We start from the raw sequence: 20,915 nt of genomic DNA on the forward strand, positions 1-20,915 counted from the left end.
AGGGGGCAGCTTAGCAGAGGCCTACAGCTGCCTTTTTCCGCGCGCCTGCGGGTAAAGAGGGTCGAGCAGCGGCTTCTCCGCCACCTCCCGCACCCGCCAGCGCGGCCCCTGCCGGAACACCTCGCGCAGCCGCACCCGTGCCTGGACGATATCGCCCTGGCCTGCCCAGCGTGCCCGTTGCATACGCTCCAGCGCCTGCCGCTGGTCGGCATCCTCCAGTTCGGCCAGCAAAGCATCCAGGCTGTCGACCCCGGCCATGGCGAGGAGGATATGGACCACTTCCTCCAGCCCGCCAGCATCGAGCGCACGGCGCAGATCGGCTTGACTGTAGCGTGTGCCAGGCGCCGGCGACGACAGCGCGGCGGCGGTTTCCGGCGGTGCAAGCGGGCGTTTGCGCAGCAGCGCCCACACCAGCGTCAACAGCCACAGCAGCGCGAAACCGGCCGCCAGTCCGCGCCACAGCCAACGGTTTTCGGCCGGCGACGGCGCTGTCACCACGGCACTGTCCTGCGACGCGGACACGGCCGGCGGCTGCACCACCGGCGGCGCCACCAGTCCCGGGCTGCCGGCGGCAACCTGCAGCTGCAGATCCGGCACCGAGGCGGTGCGCGCCTGCCCGGCCTGCACATCCCACCAGGCCATCTGCACGCCGTTGAGCGACAGCACGCCCGCCTGCTGCGGCACGATCGAATAGCGGCGGGTGAGCTTCAGCTGCGGGCTGCTGCCGCTGAAGGTCTCGTCATACTGCGGCGGCTCGGCAAACACCTGCGCCGTATCGCCCAGCGAAGGCACCGGCAGTTCGGGGAACTGCGCCCTCGTGGCGCCGGTCGCGATGGCCTCCACCTCGAAGCTCACCGCCTCGCCGACCCGTGCCGACTGCGGCGCGGCCACATAGCGCAGGCGCAGCTCCTTGAGCGGCAGCCACGGCTGCGGCGCAGCGGCCGGTACCGCCCGCACCTGCAGGGTCTGGTCCGGTGCGCGGGCACTGAGCCGGCCACTGTCGCGCCCGAAAAAATCATCGAAGAAACCGCCCACGCCGGTACCGCTGAAACGCGCACCGGCCAACACCAGCGGACCACTGCGCTCGGGGATCAGCAGATAGCGCCGCTCGACCACGTTGTAGCGGCGGCCATTGATCTCACGCGTGGAACTGCGATCCTCGCCGATCCGCTGCAGCGATGCGCCCGCCGGGGTATCGAGCACCAGTTCGCCCGACGCCAGCTGGGTGGCGAAATACAGCCGTACCACCACGCCCACGCTCTGCTGCACGTAGGGCCCGGTGGCATCGACCTCGGTTTCCACGAAAGTCATGGTGTCGGCATCGCGCTGCGGGGCCGCCACCGCGCGGACGTCCAGCCGCAGTGGTGCGCTCCGCTCGCTGCCCACCCGCAGCGCCGGTACCACCAGCACACCGGCATGGCGCGGCGTGAGCGATACCTCGAACAGCGACTTCTGGACACGTTGCCCGTTGGCCAATTGCCACTGCCGGCTGCTGCGTTGCCCATTGAGGATGAAATCGGCCTGTAACGGCGTGTAGTCGGGACTGACCCCGGCCTGGTCGGTTTCGATCAGCAAGGTGGTGCTTTCACCCTCGGCCAGGCTGTCGCGGTCCAGCCACATGCGGGTTTCGGCCATCGCCAGTCCGCTGCCCAGCAGCCACACCGCCAGCAGCGGCCACAGCAGCCACCCCCGTGTTTTCCGGCTCTTCATCGCCCTTCCCGCTTGCGCCGCTCGTACTCGAGCTGGAATTTGGTTTTCAGCAGATTGCCCGGCTCATCCGGCACGCGCTGCATCCAGGCCTCGACCGCCTGGCGCCGCTCGCGCTCTTCGGCCGTCACCGGCGGACCTTGCCGTGCCGGTTTTCCATTTGCCTCGCCCTGCGGCCCCTGGCCCATCGCCTGGCGCATGCGCTCCCGCTGGGCCTGGTCGGCGGCCTGCTGCTTGCCGGCATCTTCGCCCTGCGGCGCAGACGCCGACGGGGATTGCGGCGGGCCACTCTGCGGCGGCGAGGGCTGAGGCGCCTCCTCGCGGTCCTTGCCCGGCGCCGACGGAGAGGACGGAGCCCCATCGCTCTGCGGCTGCCCCTTCTTATCTGGCTGCAAGGGCGAAGACGCCTGCTTGCTCTGGCCCTCGCTCTGGCCCTCGCTCTGACCTTGCCGCCCCTCTTGGCCCTGTTGCGATTGGCGTTTGCGCGCGGCATCCACGGCCGCGCGATTGGCCAGCGCGTCGGGCATTCCCGGCTGCTGCTTCAGGGCGCGGTCGTACGCCTTGATGGCTTCGTCGTACTTGCCCTGACGCGCCAGCGCATTGCCGAGGTTGTACCAGCCCTGATCCGTAGCGATGCCTTCGAAATGGCGTTGTGCGCCGGCAAAATCGCCCTTGCGGTAGGCATCCACACCCTCGGCAAGACGCTGGTGATCCCGCTGGTCAGCCCGCTGCCACCAGTTCGACTCCGCCGCCTGTGCCGGCAGTGCGAGCGGCAGCAGCACGCACAGCAACAGCGCCGCGGTCCCACCGACGCGCCGGAAGGCGAGCAACGCCAGCAGCATCAGCGGCAGCAGCAGCCAATAACCTTCGTCCTGCCAGATCTTGCCGGTCTTCTCTTTCGGGCTGTCGCCGCCGTGCAGGCGCGGCTCCAGCACGCCCAGCGCCTGCAGATCCGCATCGCTCGCCGTCAACTGCAGGTAGCGACCCGCACCAGCACTGGCCAGCGCCTGCAGCGCCGGGGCATCCAGATGGGTCTGAACGATCTGTCCGCGCCGGTCACGATAGGCCGCGCCTTTCACCGTGCCGAGCCCCAGCACCGAAACCCGGTAGCCGGCCGCCACAGCCCGCGCTGCCGCGGCACGTGATCCGGCGTCGGCCGCGCCGGTCAGCAGCAGGATGTCCCCGTGGCGCGCCTGCGCCTGTTGCAGCAATTCCACCGCCCAGTCGATCGCGCCGCCCGCGTTCTGCCCGTCCACCGGCATCACCTCCGGCGCCAGCGCGTCCACAAACAACGCCACGTTGGCCGCATCGGCGGTCAGCGGCGCGACGGTGAACGGCTCGCCGGCATACACCAGCAGCGCCACCTCGCCGCCTTGGCGCTCACGCAGCAAGGTCGCCAGCTTGGCGCGTGCCTGCAGCAGACGCGATGGCGGCAGATCGGTCGCGCTGATGCTGCTGGACAGATCCAGCGCAATCACCAATGGCGTTTTCGATTCCCAAAGCGGCTGCTCCAGCTGTCGCCAGCTCGGTCCGGCCAGCGCGACAACCGCGAGCGCCAAGCCGGCCAGCAGGGCCAGCCCGCCCGCGATGCCGCCACCGCGCCCGGCGTGCAGCAGATGCGGCAACAGGTGCGGATCCACCGCGGCCTGCCAGCGGCTGCGACGTCGCCGCCGGTACCAGCCGACCAGTACGGCCGCAGGCAGCAACAGCAGCGCCCAAAGCCACTGCGGGCGCAGAAAATGCAGGCTGTTCCAGAGATCCAGCACACTCATAGGCGTCGCCCCGGCCATGCCAGCCCCGACACTGCGAACAGCAGCGCCAGCGCCAGCGGCAACGGGTAGCGCTCGATCTTCGGGCGCACCACCGGACCGCTCGCGGCGACCGGCTCCAATCGATCCAGCTCGGCATAGATGCCCGCCAGTTCGTTGGTGTTGCGCGCACGGAAGAACCGCCCGCCGGTCTGCTCGGCGATCGTTGCCAGGGTTTGCTCATCGATCGGGTCTTCGCCGGTGGGCAACTTCATGCCAAACATGCGGATCTCGCCACTGCCCCCGAACGCGATGGTATGCACGCGCACGCCTTCGACCTTGGCCAGCTCGGCCGCTTTCAACGGCTCCAGCACGCCGGCGGTGTTGACGCCATCGGTGAGCAGAATCAGCACCCGCTGCCCCTCGGGTTGCTCGCGCAGGCGCTTCACCGACAGCGCGATGGCATCGCCCAGTGCGGTCTCGCGCCCGGCCAGCCCGACCACACTGTCCCGCAGCTGCTCGCGCACGCTGGCGCGATCACTGGTCAGCGGCGTAAGCGCATAGGCGCGCTGGCCGAACACCAGCAGACCGATACGATCGCCCTCGCGCCGCTCGAGAAAATCCGCCAGCACCGCCTTGGCGGCCGTCAGCCGTTCGACCACCCGCCCGCCCAGCTGCATATCCGGTTCGCTCATGCTGCCGGACAGGTCCACCGCCAGCATCATCTGCCGCGCCTGGCGCGGTGGCTCGATCGGCTCGCCCAGCTGCTGCGGGCGCGCGGCAGCGGCGAACAGGCACAGCCAGCCCAGCCACAGCAGCAGCCCGCGCAATGCCGGCAGGCGGCGCGCCGCCAACATCCCCTGGAAGCGCGTCATTTCATAAGGCATGCGCAACGCCGGTGTGTGATCGTCACGCAGCGGCCACCAGCGCATCAGCCACGGCAAGGGCAATGCCAGCCACACCCACGGCCAGGCGAATACCGGCAAGGCTTCACTCAACCAGGACAGGTACGGGCTGCTCATCGATGCCCCGCCATCAGTTCCAGAAACCGGCGCCGCGCCAACACCAGTGCACGGGCGGCCGCCACTTCATCGACCGCCGGCCGAAATCCGCCATCCAGCAGCCACCGGCCATCGCCGGCAGTGAAGTCGGCACCGCCGCTTCCGTCGAGAAAGCGCAGCCACGTCTCATCCTGCAGACAGGCCGCTTCGGGTTGCATGCGCGCCGCCGCACGCCGCAGCAGCTCGGAGGCGGCCGCCAGCTGCGCGGCGCCGGGGCCTGCGGCGCTTATCTGGCGATCGAACAGCAGTGTCCAATTCCGCCGCCGACGCCTGCGCCGGGACCACCATGCGCCGCCGGCCAGCACTACCAGCGCCAGACACCCCAGCACCAGCCACCCGCCGGGCGCCAACGGCCACCAGCCCGGCGCTGCAGGCAGATGTACATCACGCAGCGGCAACTGGAGGGGCGTCATCTCTGCGCTCCGCCCGATCCACCGTTCAACCACGCGTCACTGGGTGCATCACTGGACAGTACCTGTACCCGCACGCGTCGCCCCGGCAGCATCCGGCACAGGGTTTCAACCGGTGCGATGAAAGCCGCATGCCATGCCTCGCGGGTGGGCGCCGATGCCAGGTCAAGCTCCAGGCGACCGTCCGGGGTAGCCAGCGGCAGCACACATGCGGAGGGCGCCAGTTCCAGGGCATCCACCAGCAGGATCAGGTGCACATCCACATGCATCGACAACGCCGACCAGATGGCGGCGGGGACGGCCAGCGCGCTGGCCGGATCGGCCATCACCACCACCCGGGCTCCGGGATGCGCCAGCCGTGCGGCTTGCTCCAGCGCGGTCGGCAACCCGGCATCGGCCGCTGGCGGTTCGCGATACCAGCGCACCAGCGCATCCAGCACCCGCAGCGCTCCACGCGTGCCGCCGGCCGGAGGCACCGGCGACTCTTCGCGGGTGCCGCGCAGCGCGGCCAGGCGGTCACCCTCGCGCAACGCCGCCCACACCGCCACCGCACCGGCACGCGCGGCCTGCACCGATTTGAAGCGCACGCGGGTGCCGAAATACAACGCGGCCGAGGTATCGGCCACGATCAAGGTGACACGCTCGCGCTCGGTCTGGAACGTCTTGGTCTGGGTGGCGTTGGTGCGCGCACTGAGCTTCCAGTCGATATGCCGGGCATCGTCGCCGGCCACATATTCGCGCGACTCGGCGTACTCCATGCCGCGACCACGCATTGCCGAAGCGGCCTGACCGGAAACCCCCTGCCGCCCGCGCCGCCGGCTACGTCCGCGAACCGCAGTGCCACGCAGCGCGATCAACTCCGCCAGCGTTGGCACGACACCCTCGCTGGAAGTGGCCGACGCGGCCGGCATCACCTGCGGCTGCACCGGCCTCATGCCACCACTCCTGCGGTGGCGGGGATCGCCGTGGCGCGCGGCAATAGAGTTTCATGCCCGGCATCAACCGCCATCGTCAGGTACTCAGGGCAACGGCACGCGATCGATCAGGGCGGCCACGAGCCGATCCCCGTCCCAGCCCTCCGCAGCCGCTTCGTAGCTGGGCAGCACCCGGTGACGCAGCACATCCGGCGCGACCGCACGCACGTCATCCGGCGTGACATAGTCGCGCCCGCACAACCACGCACGGGCTCTGGCGCAGCGCTCCAGCGCGATCGAGCCACGGGGACTTGCCCCCCAGGCGATACGTCGTGCCAGCACCGGGTCGTAACCGCTGGCATCGCGTGAGGCCAGCACCAGCTCAATGAGATAGCGCTCCAGCTGCGGTGCCATATGCAGCTCCAGCACCGCGCGGCGCGCCTGCTCGATCTTCTGCAGCGAGAGCTTTTCGTGCGGCGGTGTTGTCGGTGCCAGTTCGCGCAAGGCCCGTTCGCGCGCAAGCCGCAGGATTTCCGCCTCCGCCCCCGCATCGGGGTAGCCGATACGCACGTGCATCAGGAAACGGTCCAGCTGCGCCTCGGGCAGCGGGAAGGTTCCTTCCTGCTCGATCGGATTCTGCGTGGCCATGACCAGGAAGATGGAAGGCAGCGGATAGGTGTTGCGACCGACCGTCACCTGCCGTTCGCCCATCGCCTCCAGCAGCGCGGACTGCACCTTGGCCGGCGCGCGGTTGATCTCGTCGGCCAGCAGGATCGGATGGAACACCGGGCCCGGCTGGAACTCGAACCGCCCTTCCTGCGAGCGCCAGATATCGGTGCCGGTGAGGTCGGCCGGCAACAGGTCCGGGGTGAACTGGATACGGGCGAAACTGGCGTCGATGCGCGAGGCCAGGGCGCGGATCGCGGTGGTCTTCGCCAACCCTGGGGCGCCCTCGACCAGCAGATGTCCGTCGGCCAGCAACGCGATCAACAGCCGCTCCACCAGCACCGACTGACCGACAATCTCGCTCGAAAGCGCGTCACGCAAGGACGCGAACTCCCGCTGCAGCCCTTCATTGATTGCGGGTGCAACGGCCGGCTCAGGAAGATGCGGAGGTAGATTCATAGGCGCATTTTGACCGATCTGCCGTGAAAGGGCTCCCCATCAGCCGCAAACAAAAAAAGGGCCGCTAAAAAGCGGCCCTTTCTGTTCCCACGCTGGACTCAGTTGGCGGCTTTTGCGACGCGAAGGATCTTCGGCGTCACAAATACCAGCAACTCGGCCTTGTCCTTGTTGCGACCGCGCTTCTTGAAGAGATTGCCTAGGAACGGGATGTCCCCCAGGAACGGCACCTTGCTGACGCTGCTGCGGTCAGTGAACTCGTAGACACCACCGATCACAACCGTCTGGCCATCTTCAACCAGCACTGCCGTATTGATCTCGCGGCGATTGATGATTGGCACGGTACCGTAGTCGGTGACCTCCAGGAACGTATCAACCTCGTCCTTCTTCACATTCATGTTAAGAAAAACGCGATTGTCCTGGGTGATGGTCGGGGTGACTTTCAGCTCCAACAGGACTTCCTTGAACTGGACATTCGCCGTCGGTGCGCCACCCAGGCCACCACCGCCTGAAATCGTCACATAACCAATTTCCTTACCCTGCTTGATCACGCCCTCGCGCTGGTTGGCGGTGACGATACGGGGATTGGAAACAACCTCACCACGCCCCTCCTCCTGCATCGCGGACAACTCGACATCCAACGAAAAGTTGGCGCCAAGCAATGTATAGGCCAAAGCACCCACCGGACTCTTGGTATAGGTGTTCGCCGGCAGGTTGACGTTCAACCCTTCATTGGTGATAAGCCCGTCATTGATGATCGATGAGTTACCCCCCAAAGAGCCGCTGATGGCCTGAGTGCGATCACCGATGCGACGTCCCTGTACACCAAACTTCGCACCAAGGTCACGGGCAAACGTATCCGTCGCGATAACGATACGTCCTTCAATCAACACCTGGTCGACCGGACGATCGATAACTTTGATCAAATCGCGCATTTGAGCGATCTTCTTCGGAATATCGCTGACCATCAGCGTATTGGTACGCTCGTCCGCGACAATCATCCCTCGCGGAGACAGGAATCCGTTTTCCTGCTTATCGTTGTTGCCGCTGCTACCGCTGCTGCCACCATTGCCGCTGTTGCCGATTCCCTTTGCCTCAGTCAAGGCTTTGAAAATGGCTTCCGCGCTGTGGTAATTGATCTGAATGTAGTCGGTCACAAGGTCCACGCGATTGTCGATCGCGATACGCGCGTCTTCCTTGTCCTGCTCAAACTTCGCCAATTCCGGCTGCGGGGCAACCCATATGACGCCGCCCTCACGGCGCTTGTCCAGCCCCTTGGCACGCAGCACGATGTCCAGCGCCTGATCCCACGGCACGTTGACCAGACGCAGCGTCACATTGCCTTGGACAGTGTCCGAGGCGACGACGTTCAGGTTGGACTCCTCCGCGATCAACTGCAGGACGGTGCGGACTGGCACGTCTTGGAAATTGAAGGTCACCGGCCGTCCGCTGTAACCACGCGCAGCAACCGTCGCCGCGGCCTGGGCGACCGTCTTGGCGGTTACCGCACCGGTCGCCACTTCCGCCTGGCGCGGAGAAATCTCCACCACATACTCGTTGCCGGTCTGGTAGGCGAGCGAGTCGAACGGCGCGCCGGTGCTGAGTACCAGCTGCGCGCCGGTGCCGGACGGCTTCGCGTCGATGCGCTGAACCGGTGTAGCGAAATCCATCACGTTCAACGGACGCTGCAACTCGGCCGGCAGGGTCGCGTTACCCACGTCGATCACCACATTGGTGCCTTGATTGCGCAGATCCGGGCTCGCCCCTTGACCATCGAACTGGAGAATCAAGCGGCCTGCGCCGTCGTCTCCGCGTTTGAAGTCGATCTTCGTCACCGCCACCGTTGCCGCGGCGGGTTTAGCCGCAATCGTAGCGGTGGCGGGCATGGCAAACGCCATCGTTGTCGAGCCGCAAGCCAACACCAGCGCCACTCCCAGAGCGCGGGCATTAGCCATCGCTTGGCGCCGGACGGGACGCAGGCTCAGGGCTTTTGAAAAAGTCATCGTGCTATCCCCTAGTCAATCATCGATCATCAAGCGCGAGCGAGGCCGGACGTTCCAGCCAGCCCCCCGCACCATCCGGCACAAGTTCAATCAGTTCAATGCCATCTTCGCGGACGCTGGTCACCCGGCCATCGCTCTGGCCCATATAGATGCCTGGACGCACGCGGTAGGTCACCTTGTCTGGCCCCATCACCAGCGCAACTGCTCCGGCTCCCCGACCGATCGTCCCGACCATATCCAGACTGTCGAGCGGGAAAGCTTCCAACGGTTCTTTGCGACGATCCGGATCCGGGCGCAGCGAGCTGCCGCCTTCCGGATTCACCCATGCGTCGCTGAAGGGATCGCGCAGCCCCTGGGCCGCATACTCGAATGTCTCGAACTGCTGCATTACCGGCAATGGATCCAACGGCTCAGCAGGACGGGCGCGCACATCGGCAACCCAGTTCTGCAGATTCGGAGCATCACCCGGCGTGCTGACCACGCTGCGCGCGCAGCCAGCCACAACCAGCACCAGCGCGACGGCTCCCATCAACCGATAAGGAAGGAACTGGCTCATTTTTTGGCCCCCTTCTTTGCTTGCTCGGCCGCGGCCTTCTCCTGCGCCTCAAGCTCGGTATCGTCGAGGTAACGATAGGTCTTGACCGTACCGGAAAGTTCCAGAGCACCGCTGCGCGCCGAGATTCCGACCTTCGGATCCTTCGGCTTCAAATTGATGTCATGCATCGTCAGGATCACCACGCGAGGCAAGGACGCCACCCCGCTGACAAACGCACCGAACTGGTGATAACTGCCCACCAGCCGCAGTGCGATCGGCTTCTCCGCGTAGAACTCCTTCGGAGACTCCGCGCCCGGCTGGAACAACTCGTTGTTCAAGCCACTGGACAGGGCGGTCTGCGAAACGTCGATGATCAGGTCCGGCATTTCGGTCTTGCTGGGCAGCTGCCGCAGCATCTGCTGCAACACCTGCTCCATCTGTGCCAGCTGCTGTTTCAGGGGCTCCAGATTTACTGCTTTTTTCTGTTCATCTTCGAACTTGCTACGCAGGCTGACTTCATCGCGCTCCAGCCCCTCAAGCTCATCCGCCTTGCTGCGAATCACCAGCAAATAGGAAAGCACTAGGATCAGAAGTGCCAGAAATGCACAGAAAATCATCTTGAACTTCTGAGGCCAATTGCCAATGTTGTTGAAATCAAGCTCATTGAGCTTCATTTTCTTCTCGCTCATGAGCGAACCTCTTTAGCTGCTGCAGGGGCAATTGCCTGTTCATTGGCAGCCTCGGCCGCCTTGGAGGCGTTTGCCGACTCAGCGGTGGAAGGTTCCCCTGTGGAGGCCGGATGCTCGACAGCGCCAACATCTTCTGCTCCCGCAGCTTCACCCGGCGCCGGCAACTTCACTCTCAGCTCGAAGACATACGGCAAGGACTTGATATCCAGCGCACTGCCGGAATTGGCCTCCTGCGCTTTGGCCTCGATGATCGACAGCTCCGGATTGGTCATCCAGCCCGAGCTCTCCAGGTTGCGCATGTAGGTACTGACACGCGCGTTGGATTGGGTCCGCCCCTCGAGCGTCAGGATGTCGCCCTCCTGCTTGAGCGCGGTCAACACCACCCCGTCCGGGATGGTCCGCACCAGCGAGTCGAACAGATGCACCATCTGCGACCGCTTGCCCTGCAATTCTTCAATCACCTTCTTGCGCGCAAGCAGGCGATCCTTCTGGCGGTCAAGGCGCTCGATTTCCTTGTTCTGCTCCTGGACCTTGGCGATTTCGGCCTCAAGGAACGCATTGCGCTCGTTCTGGCCACTGATCTGACGGTCGTAGTAGAACCAGCACAGCAGGGACAGCAACACGCCCGCCACCGCGGCAAAACCCAACATTCCATAGAATTCGCGCTGCCGCTGTTTGCGTCGTTCAGCGCGCCATGGCAATAGATTTATCCGTGCCATCAGTCAAACCCCCGCATGGCCAGGCCGGTTGCGATCATCAGGGCCGGAGCATCCTGGGCCAGCGCATGGGCCTGCACTTTCGGCCCCAGCGTCATCTGCGACAACGGATTGGCAACCGAGGTGGCCACGCCCAGCTGCTCTTCCACCAGCGCCGGCAACCCGGCAAGCGCGGCGCAGCCGCCTGCAAGCACGATGTGATCGACGCGGTTGAATTCGCTGCCGGCGTAGAAGAACTGCAACAGACGACTGATCTGCTGCACTGTCGCTTCCTTGAACGGCTCCAGCACTTCAATTTCGTAGCTGTCCGGGAGCCCCCCCTGACGCTTGGCCAGGCCCGCTTCTTCATAGCTGAGACCATAGCGGCGCATGACTTCGTCGGTGAGCTGTTTGCCGCCGAACACCTGCTCGCGGCTGTAGAGGCTGCGACCGCCGCGAAGCACGTTCAGGGTCGTCATCGTGGCACCGATATCCACCAGCGCCACAACCCCGTCACTGGCCACCGGCAACTCGCTGGCGACAAGCGCGAAGGCGTTCTCGATGGCGAATGCTTCCACGTCCATGACCTTGGCCGTCAATCCGCCCAGCTCCAGCGCGGACTGACGCAGCTCCACGTTCTCGGATCGGGAAGCGGCCAGCAGCACCTGGACCATTTCGGGGTTGTTCGGCACGGGACCCAGCACTTCGAAATCGAGGTTCACTTCCTCGATCGGGTACGGAATATAGTTGACCGCTTCCAGCTCCACCTGGGCTTCCATATCCGACTCGTCCAGATCGGACGGCATCGGGATCACCTTGGTGATCACGGCGGAGCCGGCAACCGCTGCGGCCGCGTTCTTCGCCTTGCTTCCGGAGCGGGCTACAGCGCGCCGGATGGCTTCGCCCACCGCCTCGACCTCGACGATGTTCTTTTCCACGACCGCGTTCGGCGGAAGTGGTTCCACGGCGTAATGTTCCACACGAAAACGGTTACCGCTGCGGACAAGCTGAAGCAGCTTTACCGCAGTCGAACTGATGTCAACGCCGATAAGCGGCGGCTGACTTTTTGGGATAAGCCCCACGGTTTCTCCCCTGCCGACGGGCACTTGGACGCAAGTGTTGCGCCCGCGCATTAATAATGAATTTTTCGCAATTGGCAACCGCAGTGATCCGAAAGGCGACGTGCCCCACAGATCGGCCAACAGATCCCCAACCACTTCTCCCCGGAGGCGGCCCCAGCCGTCCCCCTGCATAATCTATACTCTGCGGCCACGAAATCCGCAATCGGGACTCCCCTAGATGCCACGTTTTCGCCGCTGGCTACGCTGGCTGCTGGCCCTTTTTGTCGCCCTCGCCCTGGTGGGAGCGATTGCCGCAGGCGCCTTGTATTACGTCGTTTCCTCGAAATTGCCCGATGTACAGGCACTGCGCGATGTCGAGCTGCAGGAGCCGATGTACGTATACGCCAGCGATGGTCGTTTGATGGCGGTCTTTGGCGAAACGCGCCGCTATCCCGTACAGATGAAGGACGTGCCCGAGCGCCTGAAGCAGGCCTTTCTGGCCACTGAGGATGCGCGTTTCTACCAGCACGACGGCGTGGACTACAAAGGCGTGGGCCGTGCGGTGTGGCTGCTGGCCACGACCGACGCCAAACGCGTCCCGGGCGGCTCCACGATCACCCAGCAGGTGGCGCGGCAGTTCTTCCTGAGCTCCGAGTACAGCTATACGCGCAAGCTGGCCGAGATTCTGCTGGCACGGAAGATCGAGAACGAGCTGAGCAAGGACGAGATCTTCGAGCTGTATCTGAACAAGAGCTTCTTCGGCAACCGCGCCTACGGCATTGGCGCGGCCGCCGAGTATTACTACGGCAAGAAGCTCGACCAGCTGAGCCTGGACGAGATGGCCTCGCTGGCCGGCATTCCGAAATTCCCCTCAAGCGGCAATCCGATCAGCAATCCCGAACGGGCCCGCCAGCGCCGCGACAACTACGTGCTGCAGCGCATGGCCGAACTGGGCTTCATCACCCAGGCCGAGGCCGATGCCGCCAAGGCCGTGCCGATGCATGCCGCGCCGCACGAGCCGCCAGTGCAGGTCTACGCGCCCTATGTGGCCGAGCTCGTCCGTCAGGAGATGATCGCCCGATACGGCGGCGACGTGCTCAACAAGGGCTACCACGTCACCACCACCATCAATGGCGAGTTGCAGGAAGCCGCCAACCAGGCGGTGGCCACTGGCCTTCGCGTCTACGACCATCGCCATGGCTGGCACGGCGTGGAACAGCATTTCGATGTCGCCGCCAGCGACGATGCCGCTGCGCTGGCCCGCCATATCAGTGCGATTCCGGCGCAATCGGGCTTGCTGCCGGCTATCGTCTCGGCCACCCATGCAGATGGCGGGGTGAGCGTAGTGCTGGCCGACCGTACCGAGCTGACGCTCCCGGCCTCGGCCACGCGCTGGGCCAACAAGACACCCGCCAAACTGACCACCCGCGGCGACCTGATCCGCGTGCGTGCAGGCGAGAAGGAAGGCGAATGGGTGATCGACCAGATTCCGCGCGGCCAGGCGGCGCTGGTTTCACTGGATGCCGACTCCGGGGCGCTACGCGCGCTTGTCGGCGGTTTCAGCTTCGCCGGCAACAAGTTCAATCGCGCCACCCAGGCCCGCCGCCAGCCGGGCTCCAGCTTCAAGCCGTTCATCTATGCGGCCGCGTTCGACAAGGGCTTCAACCCGGCCTCGATCGTGCTCGATGCGCCCGTGGTGTTCCGTGATCGCCGCGGCAAAACGTGGCAGCCCCAGAACGATGGCGGCGGTTTCCGCGGCCCGATGCGCCTGCGCGAAGCACTCGTGCAGTCGCGCAACCTGGTTTCGGTGCGCCTGCTGGACAGCATCGGCGTGGACTTCGCGCGCAAGTACATCAGCGAATTCGGCTTCCAGGAAGCCGAACTGCCGCCGAACCTGTCGATGTCACTGGGTACCGCGTCATTGACGCCATTGTCGGTGGCGCGCGGCTATGCGGCATTCGCCAATGGCGGCTCGCGCATCGACACCTGGATCATCGACGAGGTGAAAGATCGCGACGGCACGGTGATCTTCAAGGAAAATCCCGCATTGGCCTGTCGCGGCTGCGGCGGCGCGGGCCCCAGCACGACACCTGCAAGCCAAGTGGTCGATGGCTTCAACTTCGGTGCTGAAGCCGCGCCAGTCGCTGCCACGTCCGATCCGGCCAAGCAGGAATCGACCACGCCTGCCGCGCCGGCCAACCCCGATGCCCGCATCGCACCGCGCGCCATTGATGAGCGCACCGCCTATCAACTCAACTCGATGATGCGCGATGTGGTCCAGCGCGGCACCGGTACCGCGGCCAAGGTCCTGGGTCGCGAGGACGTCGGCGGCAAGACCGGCTCCACCAACGACCATCGCGACGCGTGGTTCTCCGGTTTTGGCGGGCCGCTGGCCACTACCGTGTGGGTGGGCCGTGACGACTTCCGCTCACTGGGCTATCGCGAGTACGGCGGTCGCGCGGCCTTGCCGATCTGGATCGACTACATGCGCGTGGCACTGAAAGACGCCCCGATCGCAAAGAACGACCCGCCATCGGGCATGGTCGAAGCCACGCTCAATGGCGCCACCGAATGGATCAAGGTCGAGGATCTGGATCGCATGCAGGAATTCGACTTTGACCAGCAGGAACAGCAGGCCGACGACGCCGCGTTCGACATCTTCTGATCCCTGTCCGGGGCGGTAGAGCTCTCCGCCGTCCCGAGCGCCTACAATCAGGCAGTCCGTCGCCCATGGGACTGTCCGTTGATGAAGAACCGGCCGCAGCGCAGGCCCCTGCACACCGTCCGCAACCGTGTGCGGATCGCCCAGGAGGCCGCTCGCCTGATCACTGAAAGCGGCATCCATGACTTCGAGCAGGCCCGGCGCAAGGCCGCCGAGCGGCTTGGCATCCACGACGAGACGCTGCTGCCACGTCTGGCCGATGTCGAGCAGGCAGTACGCGAGCATCAGCGGCTGTTTGGCAGCACCACGCAGCCCGGCGCGTTACGCCAGCGCAGGGAATCGGCATTGCAGGCGATGCAGTTTCTCCACGCCTTCCGGCCACGCCTGAGCGGCGCGGTGCTGACCGGCGTGGCCGGCGACAACAGCCCCGTCATCCTGCACCTGCACAGCGACGACACCGAAGCCGTCCAGCATTTCCTGCACGATCAACACATTCCCGCCGAGGCCAGAACCTGGTCACTGCAGCTGGCCGGACAGACTGGACGACGACACTATCCCGGCTGGGAATTCACCGCCGATGGCATCGCCTTCGAGCTGGTGGTGCTGCCCGAGGAAGCGCTGCGCCACCCCCCGGCCTCCGCCGACGATGGCAAACCATTGCCACGGGCCACGCTGGCCCAGCTGCGGCAGCTGCTCGCGGAATAGGCCGGATCACCGCAACGCCTCCAGGCAGGCTCCTCGTGCGGGTAACCGGCAGATCCGGCACTGGTCAAATTTTCATCGCGCCTGGCAGAACCTTGCACCACACGGCCTGCGCAGCCTTATCCACAACTTGCACAATCACCCTCGCACAGCCTGTGTGGATATCCCGGGCAACGAAAAAGCCCCGCCGGAGCGGGGCTTTTCGCGATGATGATGGCGGCGCATCGCTGCGCCGTCAGCATTATTCGTAGTCGCGCACGGCGTGACCGGTGTAGACCTGGCGCGGACGGCCGATCTTCATTTCCGGATCGACCTGCTGTTCCAGCCAATGCGAGACCCAACCTGCGGTGCGGCCCAGGGCGAACATCACAGTGAACATCTCGGTCGGAATCTGCAGCGCCTTGTAGATGATGCCGCTGTAGAAATCGACGTTCGGGTACAGCTTGCGGGCGACGAAATAGTCGTCCTGCAGCGCGGCCTGCTCCAGCTTGACGGCCACGTCCAGCAGCGGATCCTGCACGCCCAGCTGGCCCAGCACCTGCTTGGTCATCTCACCGATGACCTTGGCGCGCGGGTCGAAGTTCTTGTAAACGCGATGACCGAAGCCCATCAGGCGGAAGCCCGAGGTCTTGTCCTTGGCCTTGAGCACGGCGGACTCGACGTTGTCGGCCGAACCGATCTCTTCCAGCATCTTCAGCACCGCTTCGTTGGCGCCGCCGTGTGCCGGACCCCACAGCGCGGTGACGCCAGCGGCGACCGAGGCGTACGGGTTGGCGCCGGTGGAACCGACCAGACGCACGGTCGAGGTCGAGGCGTTCTGCTCATGGTCGGCATGCAGGATGAACAGCAGGTCCAGCGCCTTGACCACGTCCTTGTTCAGGTCGTACTTGCCATCCGCCGACTCGAAGGTCTGCTTCAGGAAGCGGCTGACGTAATCCAGCGAGGTGTCCGGCGTATTGGCCGGCAGGCCGTTGCCATGACGATAGATCAGCGCCGACAGCGTCGGCACCTTGGCGATCAGGCGCACCGCGGCCTGACGGCGCTGCTCGGCATCGGACAGGTCCAGCGAGTCGTGGTAGATCGCCGACAGCTGCGCGATCGAGGCAGCCAGGATCGCCATCGGATGGGCGTCCTTGGCAAAGCTGCCGATCAGCGTGTTGATCGAAGCATCAACGCCGGCTTCCGCACTCAGCTCGGCCTCGAAGGCCTTTAGCTGCTCGGCATTCGGACGCTCGCCGTTGATCAGCAGGTAGGCGACTTCAACAAAGCTGGACTTCTCGGCCAGCTGTTCAATCGGATAACCGCGATACAGCAGCACGCCATTATCACCATCGATATACGTGATGGCCGACTTGCAGCTGGCGGTGGCGGTGTAACCGGAGTCGTAGGTGAAGAGACCGGTTTCTTTGGTCAGCTTCGAGATATCGACACAGTCATTGCCCAGAACGGGTTTGACTACAGGCAGAACAACCGACTTGTCGCCGGCGTTGAGCGTGACCTGATCAAGATCGGACACAGTGTGCGCTCCTCAAGTGGAAGGCGCCTGTCCTGACAGAGAGGGAGCGGGCAGACGCGTGAATGAAGTCCGCGGTTTTCCACCGCGGTTCACGTCATTATCGCACAGCAACATTTGCGGGTTGCGATGACGAAAGTCTTATAGAAAGACCATGGCTGCGACACAGCGTCGCAGTGACGGCCAATCCGACCTCATCGCAATTCAGCCGTACGACAGACAACACAAAACAACGGCCACGCAGAGCGCAGCCGTTGTTTTGGCAACAACAACCAGATTAGCGCGCGTAACGCTTCTGGAACTTGTCGATGCGGCCGCTGGTATCGATGACCTTGTGCTTGCCCGTGTAGAACGGATGCGAAGCAGAGGAAATTTCAACCTTGACCAGCGGATACTCTTCGCCGTCTTCCCACTTGACCGTTTCCTTGGAGGACATGGTCGAACGGGTCAGGAATTTGAAATCGGAAGTTACGTCGTGGAAAACGACGTTGTGGTAATCAGGATGGATATCGGCCTTCATGGGCTCACACCGTGCGGGCTGGTGGTCAAGAGCGGCATTATAGGCTTGGCTTGCGACGATAGGCAAGCCAAGTCCATACAGCCTGGGTTTACAGGCCCAGTGCGGCGCGCACCTGGGCCTCGAAACGCCCCTGCTCGTAGCCGATCAGCAGCGCGGTATTGTCCGGCGCTCCGGTCTGCCGATTCCAGTCCACCACGGTGGCGCCGCGGCTGCGGTTGCCAGTGAGCTCGACCGCCAGCGGACGCTGCTCCACCCGCGTCGCCCCTTCAGGCTGCAAAGCCCACGCCATCGCCAAGGCGTCGGCCGCGTACCAGTACTCACCACGACTGTCCTCGGACCACAACCGCGTCTGCCGCGAGATCAGTTCGTAGAAGCGTGCCTTGTCGGTATCGGCGGCCAACCACTGTTCGACATCACGATGCAGCAGGCCATGGGCGATGGTGGCTTCCCAGTCGGCGACGTCCGTATGCGGGAACATCGAAAACACGATGTGCGCGGCTTCCGGATCAAACGCGATGTTGAACTCAGCCACCGGGGTGATATTGCCATGGCCGTTGATTGCCCCGCCCATCACCACAAAGCGCTTGACGCGCTTTGGCAAGCTCGGATCAAGCTTGAGTGCCAGCGCGATGTTGGTCAGCGGCCCAAGTGCGACCAGCAGCAGCTCGCCGGCATATTCGTGCGACAGACGCAGGATCGCCAATGCCGCGTGTTCGGCCTGCACCTTGCGTGCGGTCAACGGCAGATCCACATCACCGAACCCATCACGCCCATGCACGTGGGCGGCATCTTCTGCCGGATACACGAGCGGATCGGCCGCGCCGGCAAATACCGGCACATCCTCGCGATCGGCCACTTCGCACAGCTTCAATGCATTGCGCACGGTGTAGTCCAGACCGACGTTGCCGGCCGCCACCGTCAGACCGACGACGTCGTGGCGGTCGTCGGCAAACGCCATCAGCAAGGCCAGCGCATCGTCCACGCCGGGATCGGTATCAATCAGCAACGGAATCTTCTTGCTCATCTTGTGCTTCACATCGGATCGATCTTTGAGCATGGCAGTTTGGCCATGACAGGGGAAGCCTGGGTTCAGGCCGCCGCATATCGCGCCGCGCCACCAATCCAGCGCTGCACGACGCGTTCGGCCAGCGCCGGCGACTCGGCCAGCAGGCGATCGGCAAGGTCATGCACGACAGGCAACAGACCCGCATCGCGGGCCAGGTCAGCGACGCGGAATGCGGCAAGACCGGTCTGACGCGTGCCAAGCAGTTCACCGGGGCCGCGCAGCTCCAGGTCCTTCTCCGCGATCAGGAAGCCATCGGCCGTGTGCCGCATGGTTTCCAGTCGCTCCCGCGCCATCGCCGACAACGGGGCCTGGTACATCAACACACAACTGGATGCGGTCGCGCCGCGACCCACCCGCCCCCGCAGCTGGTGCAGCTGCGCCAGCCCCAGCCGCTCGGCATTCTCGATGATCATCAGCGATGCGTTGGGCACATCGACACCGACTTCGATGACGGTGGTGGCCACCAGAAGGTCGACCTCGGCCGATTTGAAAGCGCGCATCGCCGCCTGCTTTTCGGCCGCCTTCATCCGCCCGTGCACCAGCCCGATGCGCAGCTCGGGCAGCTGCGCGGACAATGTCTCGAACGTGGTCTGCGCGGCGGTCGCATCCAGCCGCGCCTGGCCCGGACCACTCCCCTCTTCTTCACTTTCCTCGATCAGCGTGCAGACCCAGTACACCTGGCGCCCCTGCCGACAGGCCACGCGGATACGCTCGACCAGCGCCGGACGGCGTTCGGCGCTGATGACGATCGTTTGCACCGGGGTGCGCCCCGGCGGCAGTTCGTCGATGGCCGAAACATCCAGGTCCGCATACGCGGCCATCGCCAGCGTGCGCGGAATCGGCGTGGCGGTCATCACCAGCTGATGCGGCACCACGCCGGCAGCCGCGCCCTTGTCGCGCAACGCCAGGCGCTGATGCACGCCGAAGCGGTGCTGCTCATCGACGATGGCCAGCGCCAGATCGTTGAACACCACCGCATCCTGCATCAACGCGTGCGTGCCAACCACCACCTGCGCGTGCCCGCTGGCAACGTCTTCGAGCACCTTGCTGCGGGCCTTGCCGGTCACCTTGCCGGCCAGCCAGGCCACGCGAACGCCCAGCGGTTCCAGCCAGCTGCGCAGATTGGTCAGATGCTGTTCGGCCAACAGCTCGGTCGGCGCCGCCAACGCGACCTGCTTGCGGCGCTCCACCGCCAGCATCGCCGCCAGCGCAGCCACAACGGTTTTGCCGGAGCCGACATCGCCCTGCACCAGCCGCAGCATCGGGTGCGCACGCGCAAGATCACGACGGATCTCGTCGAACACCCGTTGCTGCGCGCCGGTAAGACGGAACGGCAATGACGCGAGCAGCGCCTTTACCAGCCCGTCGCCTCCACGCAACGCGGGCGCGCGATGGGCCTGCAGCGCGATCCGCTGGCGGCGCAGACTCAGGTGATGGGCCAGCAGCTCCTCCATCGCCAGTCGCCGCTGTGCCGGGTGGACGCCCGCACCCAGCGCTGCAACATCCGCGTCGACCGGGGGGCGGTGCATGGTCAGCAGCGCCTCCCGCAAGGACGGCAGCCCCAGCCCGGACAGCAGTGCGGGCGGCAGCAGTTCCAGCGTGGCAGCATCGGGCAGCCGGTCGATGGATTGGCCGATCAACTTTCGCAGGCTGGCCGGACCGATGCCCTCGACCACCGGATAGACCGGATCCAGCGCCTGCTCGAGCGCGGCCTGCTCGTCATCGGCGAGCAGCTGGTAGCTGGGATGCACGATCTCCAGCCCCTGCTGACCGGCACGCGGCGTGCCATAGGCACGCAACCGCCGGCCTAGCGCGAACTGGGCCACCTGCGCGGCGCGAAAGTGGAAGAATCGCAGCACCAGCAGGGCGCCGGACCCGTCACTGATCGCCACGCGCAGTACCGGGCGGTAGCGGAAACCGCGCTCCACCGCCTCGACCCTGCCCTCCACCTGGGCCGCCACCCCGGCCTTCAGCGCGCGGATCGGCAGCAGCGTGGTGCGATCCTCGTAGCGCAGCGGCAGGTGCAGCCACAGATCCTGAAGGGTGGTCAGCCCACGCGCCTCCAGCTTGGCCGCCACCCGGGGTCCGACCCCGGCAAGGCGGTCCAGCGGTTCGGTGGACAGATCAAGGGTGGCAAGGTCACGACGCGCAGACATTGCACAAGGATGCCGTCATGCGTCACAAACAGAAACCCCGGCATCCGAAGACGCCGGGGTTTCCCTACGCCCCGCCCCACCGGAACGCCGGGTTGCCCGGGCTCAGCGCCCGCCTGTCGAGCACACCGGCAGCTGCCTTCTTCCCCCACGACACGAGGTGGCCCATCCGCACGCCGGCGGCGCGGCGGGCAATCCCGCTTCAGCCAGGTGCAACACCCGAGCCGCACCAAGCCTGCAGCGGCAGTGGTGCAGGCCCGCGAACCGGCTATCGCCATGACCGGCGATCCACCCGGCCTCAACGATACGTCCCCACTCGGCCGCGCCTTCAAGCGACGGACCAGGCGTATACCC

17 protein-coding genes are annotated in these 20,915 nt (G+C 65.2%); 2 read left to right on the plus strand and 15 right to left on the minus strand.

Translation table 11 applies throughout. From position 1 onward, the window contains the following. Positions 1–21: 21 nt before the first annotated feature. From ACVOMC_RS14075 to ACVOMC_RS14125, 11 genes are all read right to left on the minus strand, one after another. Positions 22–1,710 carry a BatD family protein gene (locus ACVOMC_RS14075; protein WP_481524448.1) on the minus strand — a complete coding sequence of 563 codons (1,689 nt, stop codon included), beginning with the start codon at positions 1,708–1,710 and terminating at the stop codon, positions 22–24. Then, positions 1,707–3,479, minus strand: a complete 1,773-nt coding sequence (locus ACVOMC_RS14080) for a VWA domain-containing protein (RefSeq protein WP_481524449.1) — start codon at positions 3,477–3,479, stop codon at positions 1,707–1,709. Before ACVOMC_RS14080 ends, ACVOMC_RS14075 begins: the two co-directional genes overlap by 4 nt. After that, positions 3,476–4,462 (minus strand): vWA domain-containing protein, encoded by a 987-nt coding sequence (locus ACVOMC_RS14085; RefSeq protein WP_481524488.1) that lies wholly within the window; start codon positions 4,460–4,462, stop codon positions 3,476–3,478. The genes ACVOMC_RS14080 and ACVOMC_RS14085 overlap by 4 nt, the downstream gene beginning before the upstream one ends. Before the next feature lie 11 nt (positions 4,463–4,473). Then, a complete protein-coding gene (locus tag ACVOMC_RS14090; RefSeq protein ID WP_481524450.1) occupies positions 4,474–4,929 on the minus strand; it encodes a DUF4381 domain-containing protein in 456 nt (151 codons plus the stop codon). Further along, positions 4,926–5,861 (minus strand): DUF58 domain-containing protein, encoded by a 936-nt coding sequence (locus ACVOMC_RS14095; RefSeq protein WP_481524451.1) that lies wholly within the window; start codon positions 5,859–5,861, stop codon positions 4,926–4,928. The genes ACVOMC_RS14090 and ACVOMC_RS14095 overlap by 4 nt, the downstream gene beginning before the upstream one ends. A gap of 84 nt (positions 5,862–5,945) precedes the next feature. After that, a complete protein-coding gene (locus ACVOMC_RS14100; protein WP_054657075.1) occupies positions 5,946–6,965 on the minus strand; it encodes an AAA family ATPase in 1,020 nt (339 codons plus the stop codon). 98 nt (positions 6,966–7,063) lie between these two features. Then, the gene (locus ACVOMC_RS14105; protein WP_481524452.1) at positions 7,064–8,965 is read right to left on the minus strand and encodes a type IV pilus secretin PilQ; all 1,902 of its coding nucleotides are present in this window, start codon (positions 8,963–8,965) and stop codon (positions 7,064–7,066) included. Positions 8,966–8,984: 19 nt separating this feature from the next. Next, complete coding sequence (locus tag ACVOMC_RS14110; RefSeq protein WP_481524489.1) at positions 8,985–9,494, minus strand: pilus assembly protein PilP; 510 nt, start codon at positions 9,492–9,494, stop codon at positions 8,985–8,987. Between the two features lie 23 nt (positions 9,495–9,517). Continuing rightward, positions 9,518–10,189 (minus strand): type IV pilus inner membrane component PilO, encoded by a 672-nt coding sequence (locus ACVOMC_RS14115; RefSeq protein ID WP_481524453.1) that lies wholly within the window; start codon positions 10,187–10,189, stop codon positions 9,518–9,520. Further along, entirely contained in the window at positions 10,186–10,908 is a 723-nt protein-coding gene (locus ACVOMC_RS14120; RefSeq protein ID WP_481524454.1) for a PilN domain-containing protein, read from the minus strand. The genes ACVOMC_RS14115 and ACVOMC_RS14120 overlap by 4 nt, the downstream gene beginning before the upstream one ends. Then, positions 10,908–11,966: a pilus assembly protein PilM gene (locus tag ACVOMC_RS14125; RefSeq protein ID WP_054657067.1), complete on the minus strand. Its 1,059-nt coding sequence runs from the start codon at positions 11,964–11,966 to the stop codon at positions 10,908–10,910. Before ACVOMC_RS14125 ends, ACVOMC_RS14120 begins: the two co-directional genes overlap by 1 nt. Positions 11,967–12,183: 217 nt before the next feature. Between ACVOMC_RS14125 and ACVOMC_RS14130 the strand changes: the two genes are divergently transcribed. Both ACVOMC_RS14130 and ACVOMC_RS14135 read left to right on the plus strand, forming a co-directional pair. Further along, positions 12,184–14,610: a penicillin-binding protein 1A gene (locus tag ACVOMC_RS14130; RefSeq protein WP_481524455.1), complete on the plus strand. Its 2,427-nt coding sequence runs from the start codon at positions 12,184–12,186 to the stop codon at positions 14,608–14,610. An 81-nt stretch (positions 14,611–14,691) separates the two neighbouring features. Then, positions 14,692–15,312 (plus strand): hypothetical protein, encoded by a 621-nt coding sequence (locus ACVOMC_RS14135; RefSeq protein WP_481524456.1) that lies wholly within the window; start codon positions 14,692–14,694, stop codon positions 15,310–15,312. Between the two features lie 238 nt (positions 15,313–15,550). Here the strand turns inward: ACVOMC_RS14135 and ACVOMC_RS14140 are convergent, their stop codons facing one another. From ACVOMC_RS14140 to recG, 4 genes are all read right to left on the minus strand, one after another. Next, the gene (locus tag ACVOMC_RS14140) at positions 15,551–16,825 is read right to left on the minus strand and encodes a citrate synthase (RefSeq protein WP_054657061.1); all 1,275 of its coding nucleotides are present in this window, start codon (positions 16,823–16,825) and stop codon (positions 15,551–15,553) included. A gap of 274 nt (positions 16,826–17,099) precedes the next feature. Further along, a complete protein-coding gene (locus ACVOMC_RS14145) occupies positions 17,100–17,342 on the minus strand; it encodes a type B 50S ribosomal protein L31 (RefSeq protein ID WP_054657059.1) in 243 nt (80 codons plus the stop codon). A gap of 88 nt (positions 17,343–17,430) precedes the next feature. Beyond that, positions 17,431–18,366, minus strand: a complete 936-nt coding sequence (locus ACVOMC_RS14150) for a nucleoside hydrolase (protein WP_054657076.1) — start codon at positions 18,364–18,366, stop codon at positions 17,431–17,433. A 65-nt stretch (positions 18,367–18,431) separates the two neighbouring features. After that, the gene (gene recG, locus ACVOMC_RS14155) at positions 18,432–20,564 is read right to left on the minus strand and encodes an ATP-dependent DNA helicase RecG (protein WP_481524457.1); all 2,133 of its coding nucleotides are present in this window, start codon (positions 20,562–20,564) and stop codon (positions 18,432–18,434) included. Positions 20,565–20,915 lie beyond the last annotated feature (351 nt).

This window comes from Stenotrophomonas sp. STEN014, assembly GCF_056760315.1.

Coding starts and splice junctions, on each gene's coding strand:
- ACVOMC_RS14145 (WP_054657059.1), bottom strand. CDS start 17,342: ATGAAGGCCGATATCCATCCTGATTACCACAACGTCGTTTTCCACGAC.
- ACVOMC_RS14105 (WP_481524452.1), bottom strand. CDS start 8,965: ATGACTTTTTCAAAAGCCCTGAGCCTGCGTCCCGTCCGGCGCCAAGCG.
- ACVOMC_RS14115 (WP_481524453.1), bottom strand. CDS start 10,189: ATGAGCGAGAAGAAAATGAAGCTCAATGAGCTTGATTTCAACAACATT.
- ACVOMC_RS14135 (WP_481524456.1), top strand. CDS start 14,692: ATGAAGAACCGGCCGCAGCGCAGGCCCCTGCACACCGTCCGCAACCGT.
- ACVOMC_RS14150 (WP_054657076.1), bottom strand. CDS start 18,366: ATGAGCAAGAAGATTCCGTTGCTGATTGATACCGATCCCGGCGTGGAC.
- ACVOMC_RS14120 (WP_481524454.1), bottom strand. CDS start 10,908: ATGGCACGGATAAATCTATTGCCATGGCGCGCTGAACGACGCAAACAG.
- recG (WP_481524457.1), bottom strand. CDS start 20,564: ATGTCTGCGCGTCGTGACCTTGCCACCCTTGATCTGTCCACCGAACCG.
- ACVOMC_RS14075 (WP_481524448.1), bottom strand. CDS start 1,710: ATGAAGAGCCGGAAAACACGGGGGTGGCTGCTGTGGCCGCTGCTGGCG.
- ACVOMC_RS14130 (WP_481524455.1), top strand. CDS start 12,184: ATGCCACGTTTTCGCCGCTGGCTACGCTGGCTGCTGGCCCTTTTTGTC.
- ACVOMC_RS14090 (WP_481524450.1), bottom strand. CDS start 4,929: ATGACGCCCCTCCAGTTGCCGCTGCGTGATGTACATCTGCCTGCAGCG.
- ACVOMC_RS14100 (WP_054657075.1), bottom strand. CDS start 6,965: ATGAATCTACCTCCGCATCTTCCTGAGCCGGCCGTTGCACCCGCAATC.
- ACVOMC_RS14095 (WP_481524451.1), bottom strand. CDS start 5,861: ATGAGGCCGGTGCAGCCGCAGGTGATGCCGGCCGCGTCGGCCACTTCC.
- ACVOMC_RS14110 (WP_481524489.1), bottom strand. CDS start 9,494: ATGGGAGCCGTCGCGCTGGTGCTGGTTGTGGCTGGCTGCGCGCGCAGC.
- ACVOMC_RS14080 (WP_481524449.1), bottom strand. CDS start 3,479: ATGAGTGTGCTGGATCTCTGGAACAGCCTGCATTTTCTGCGCCCGCAG.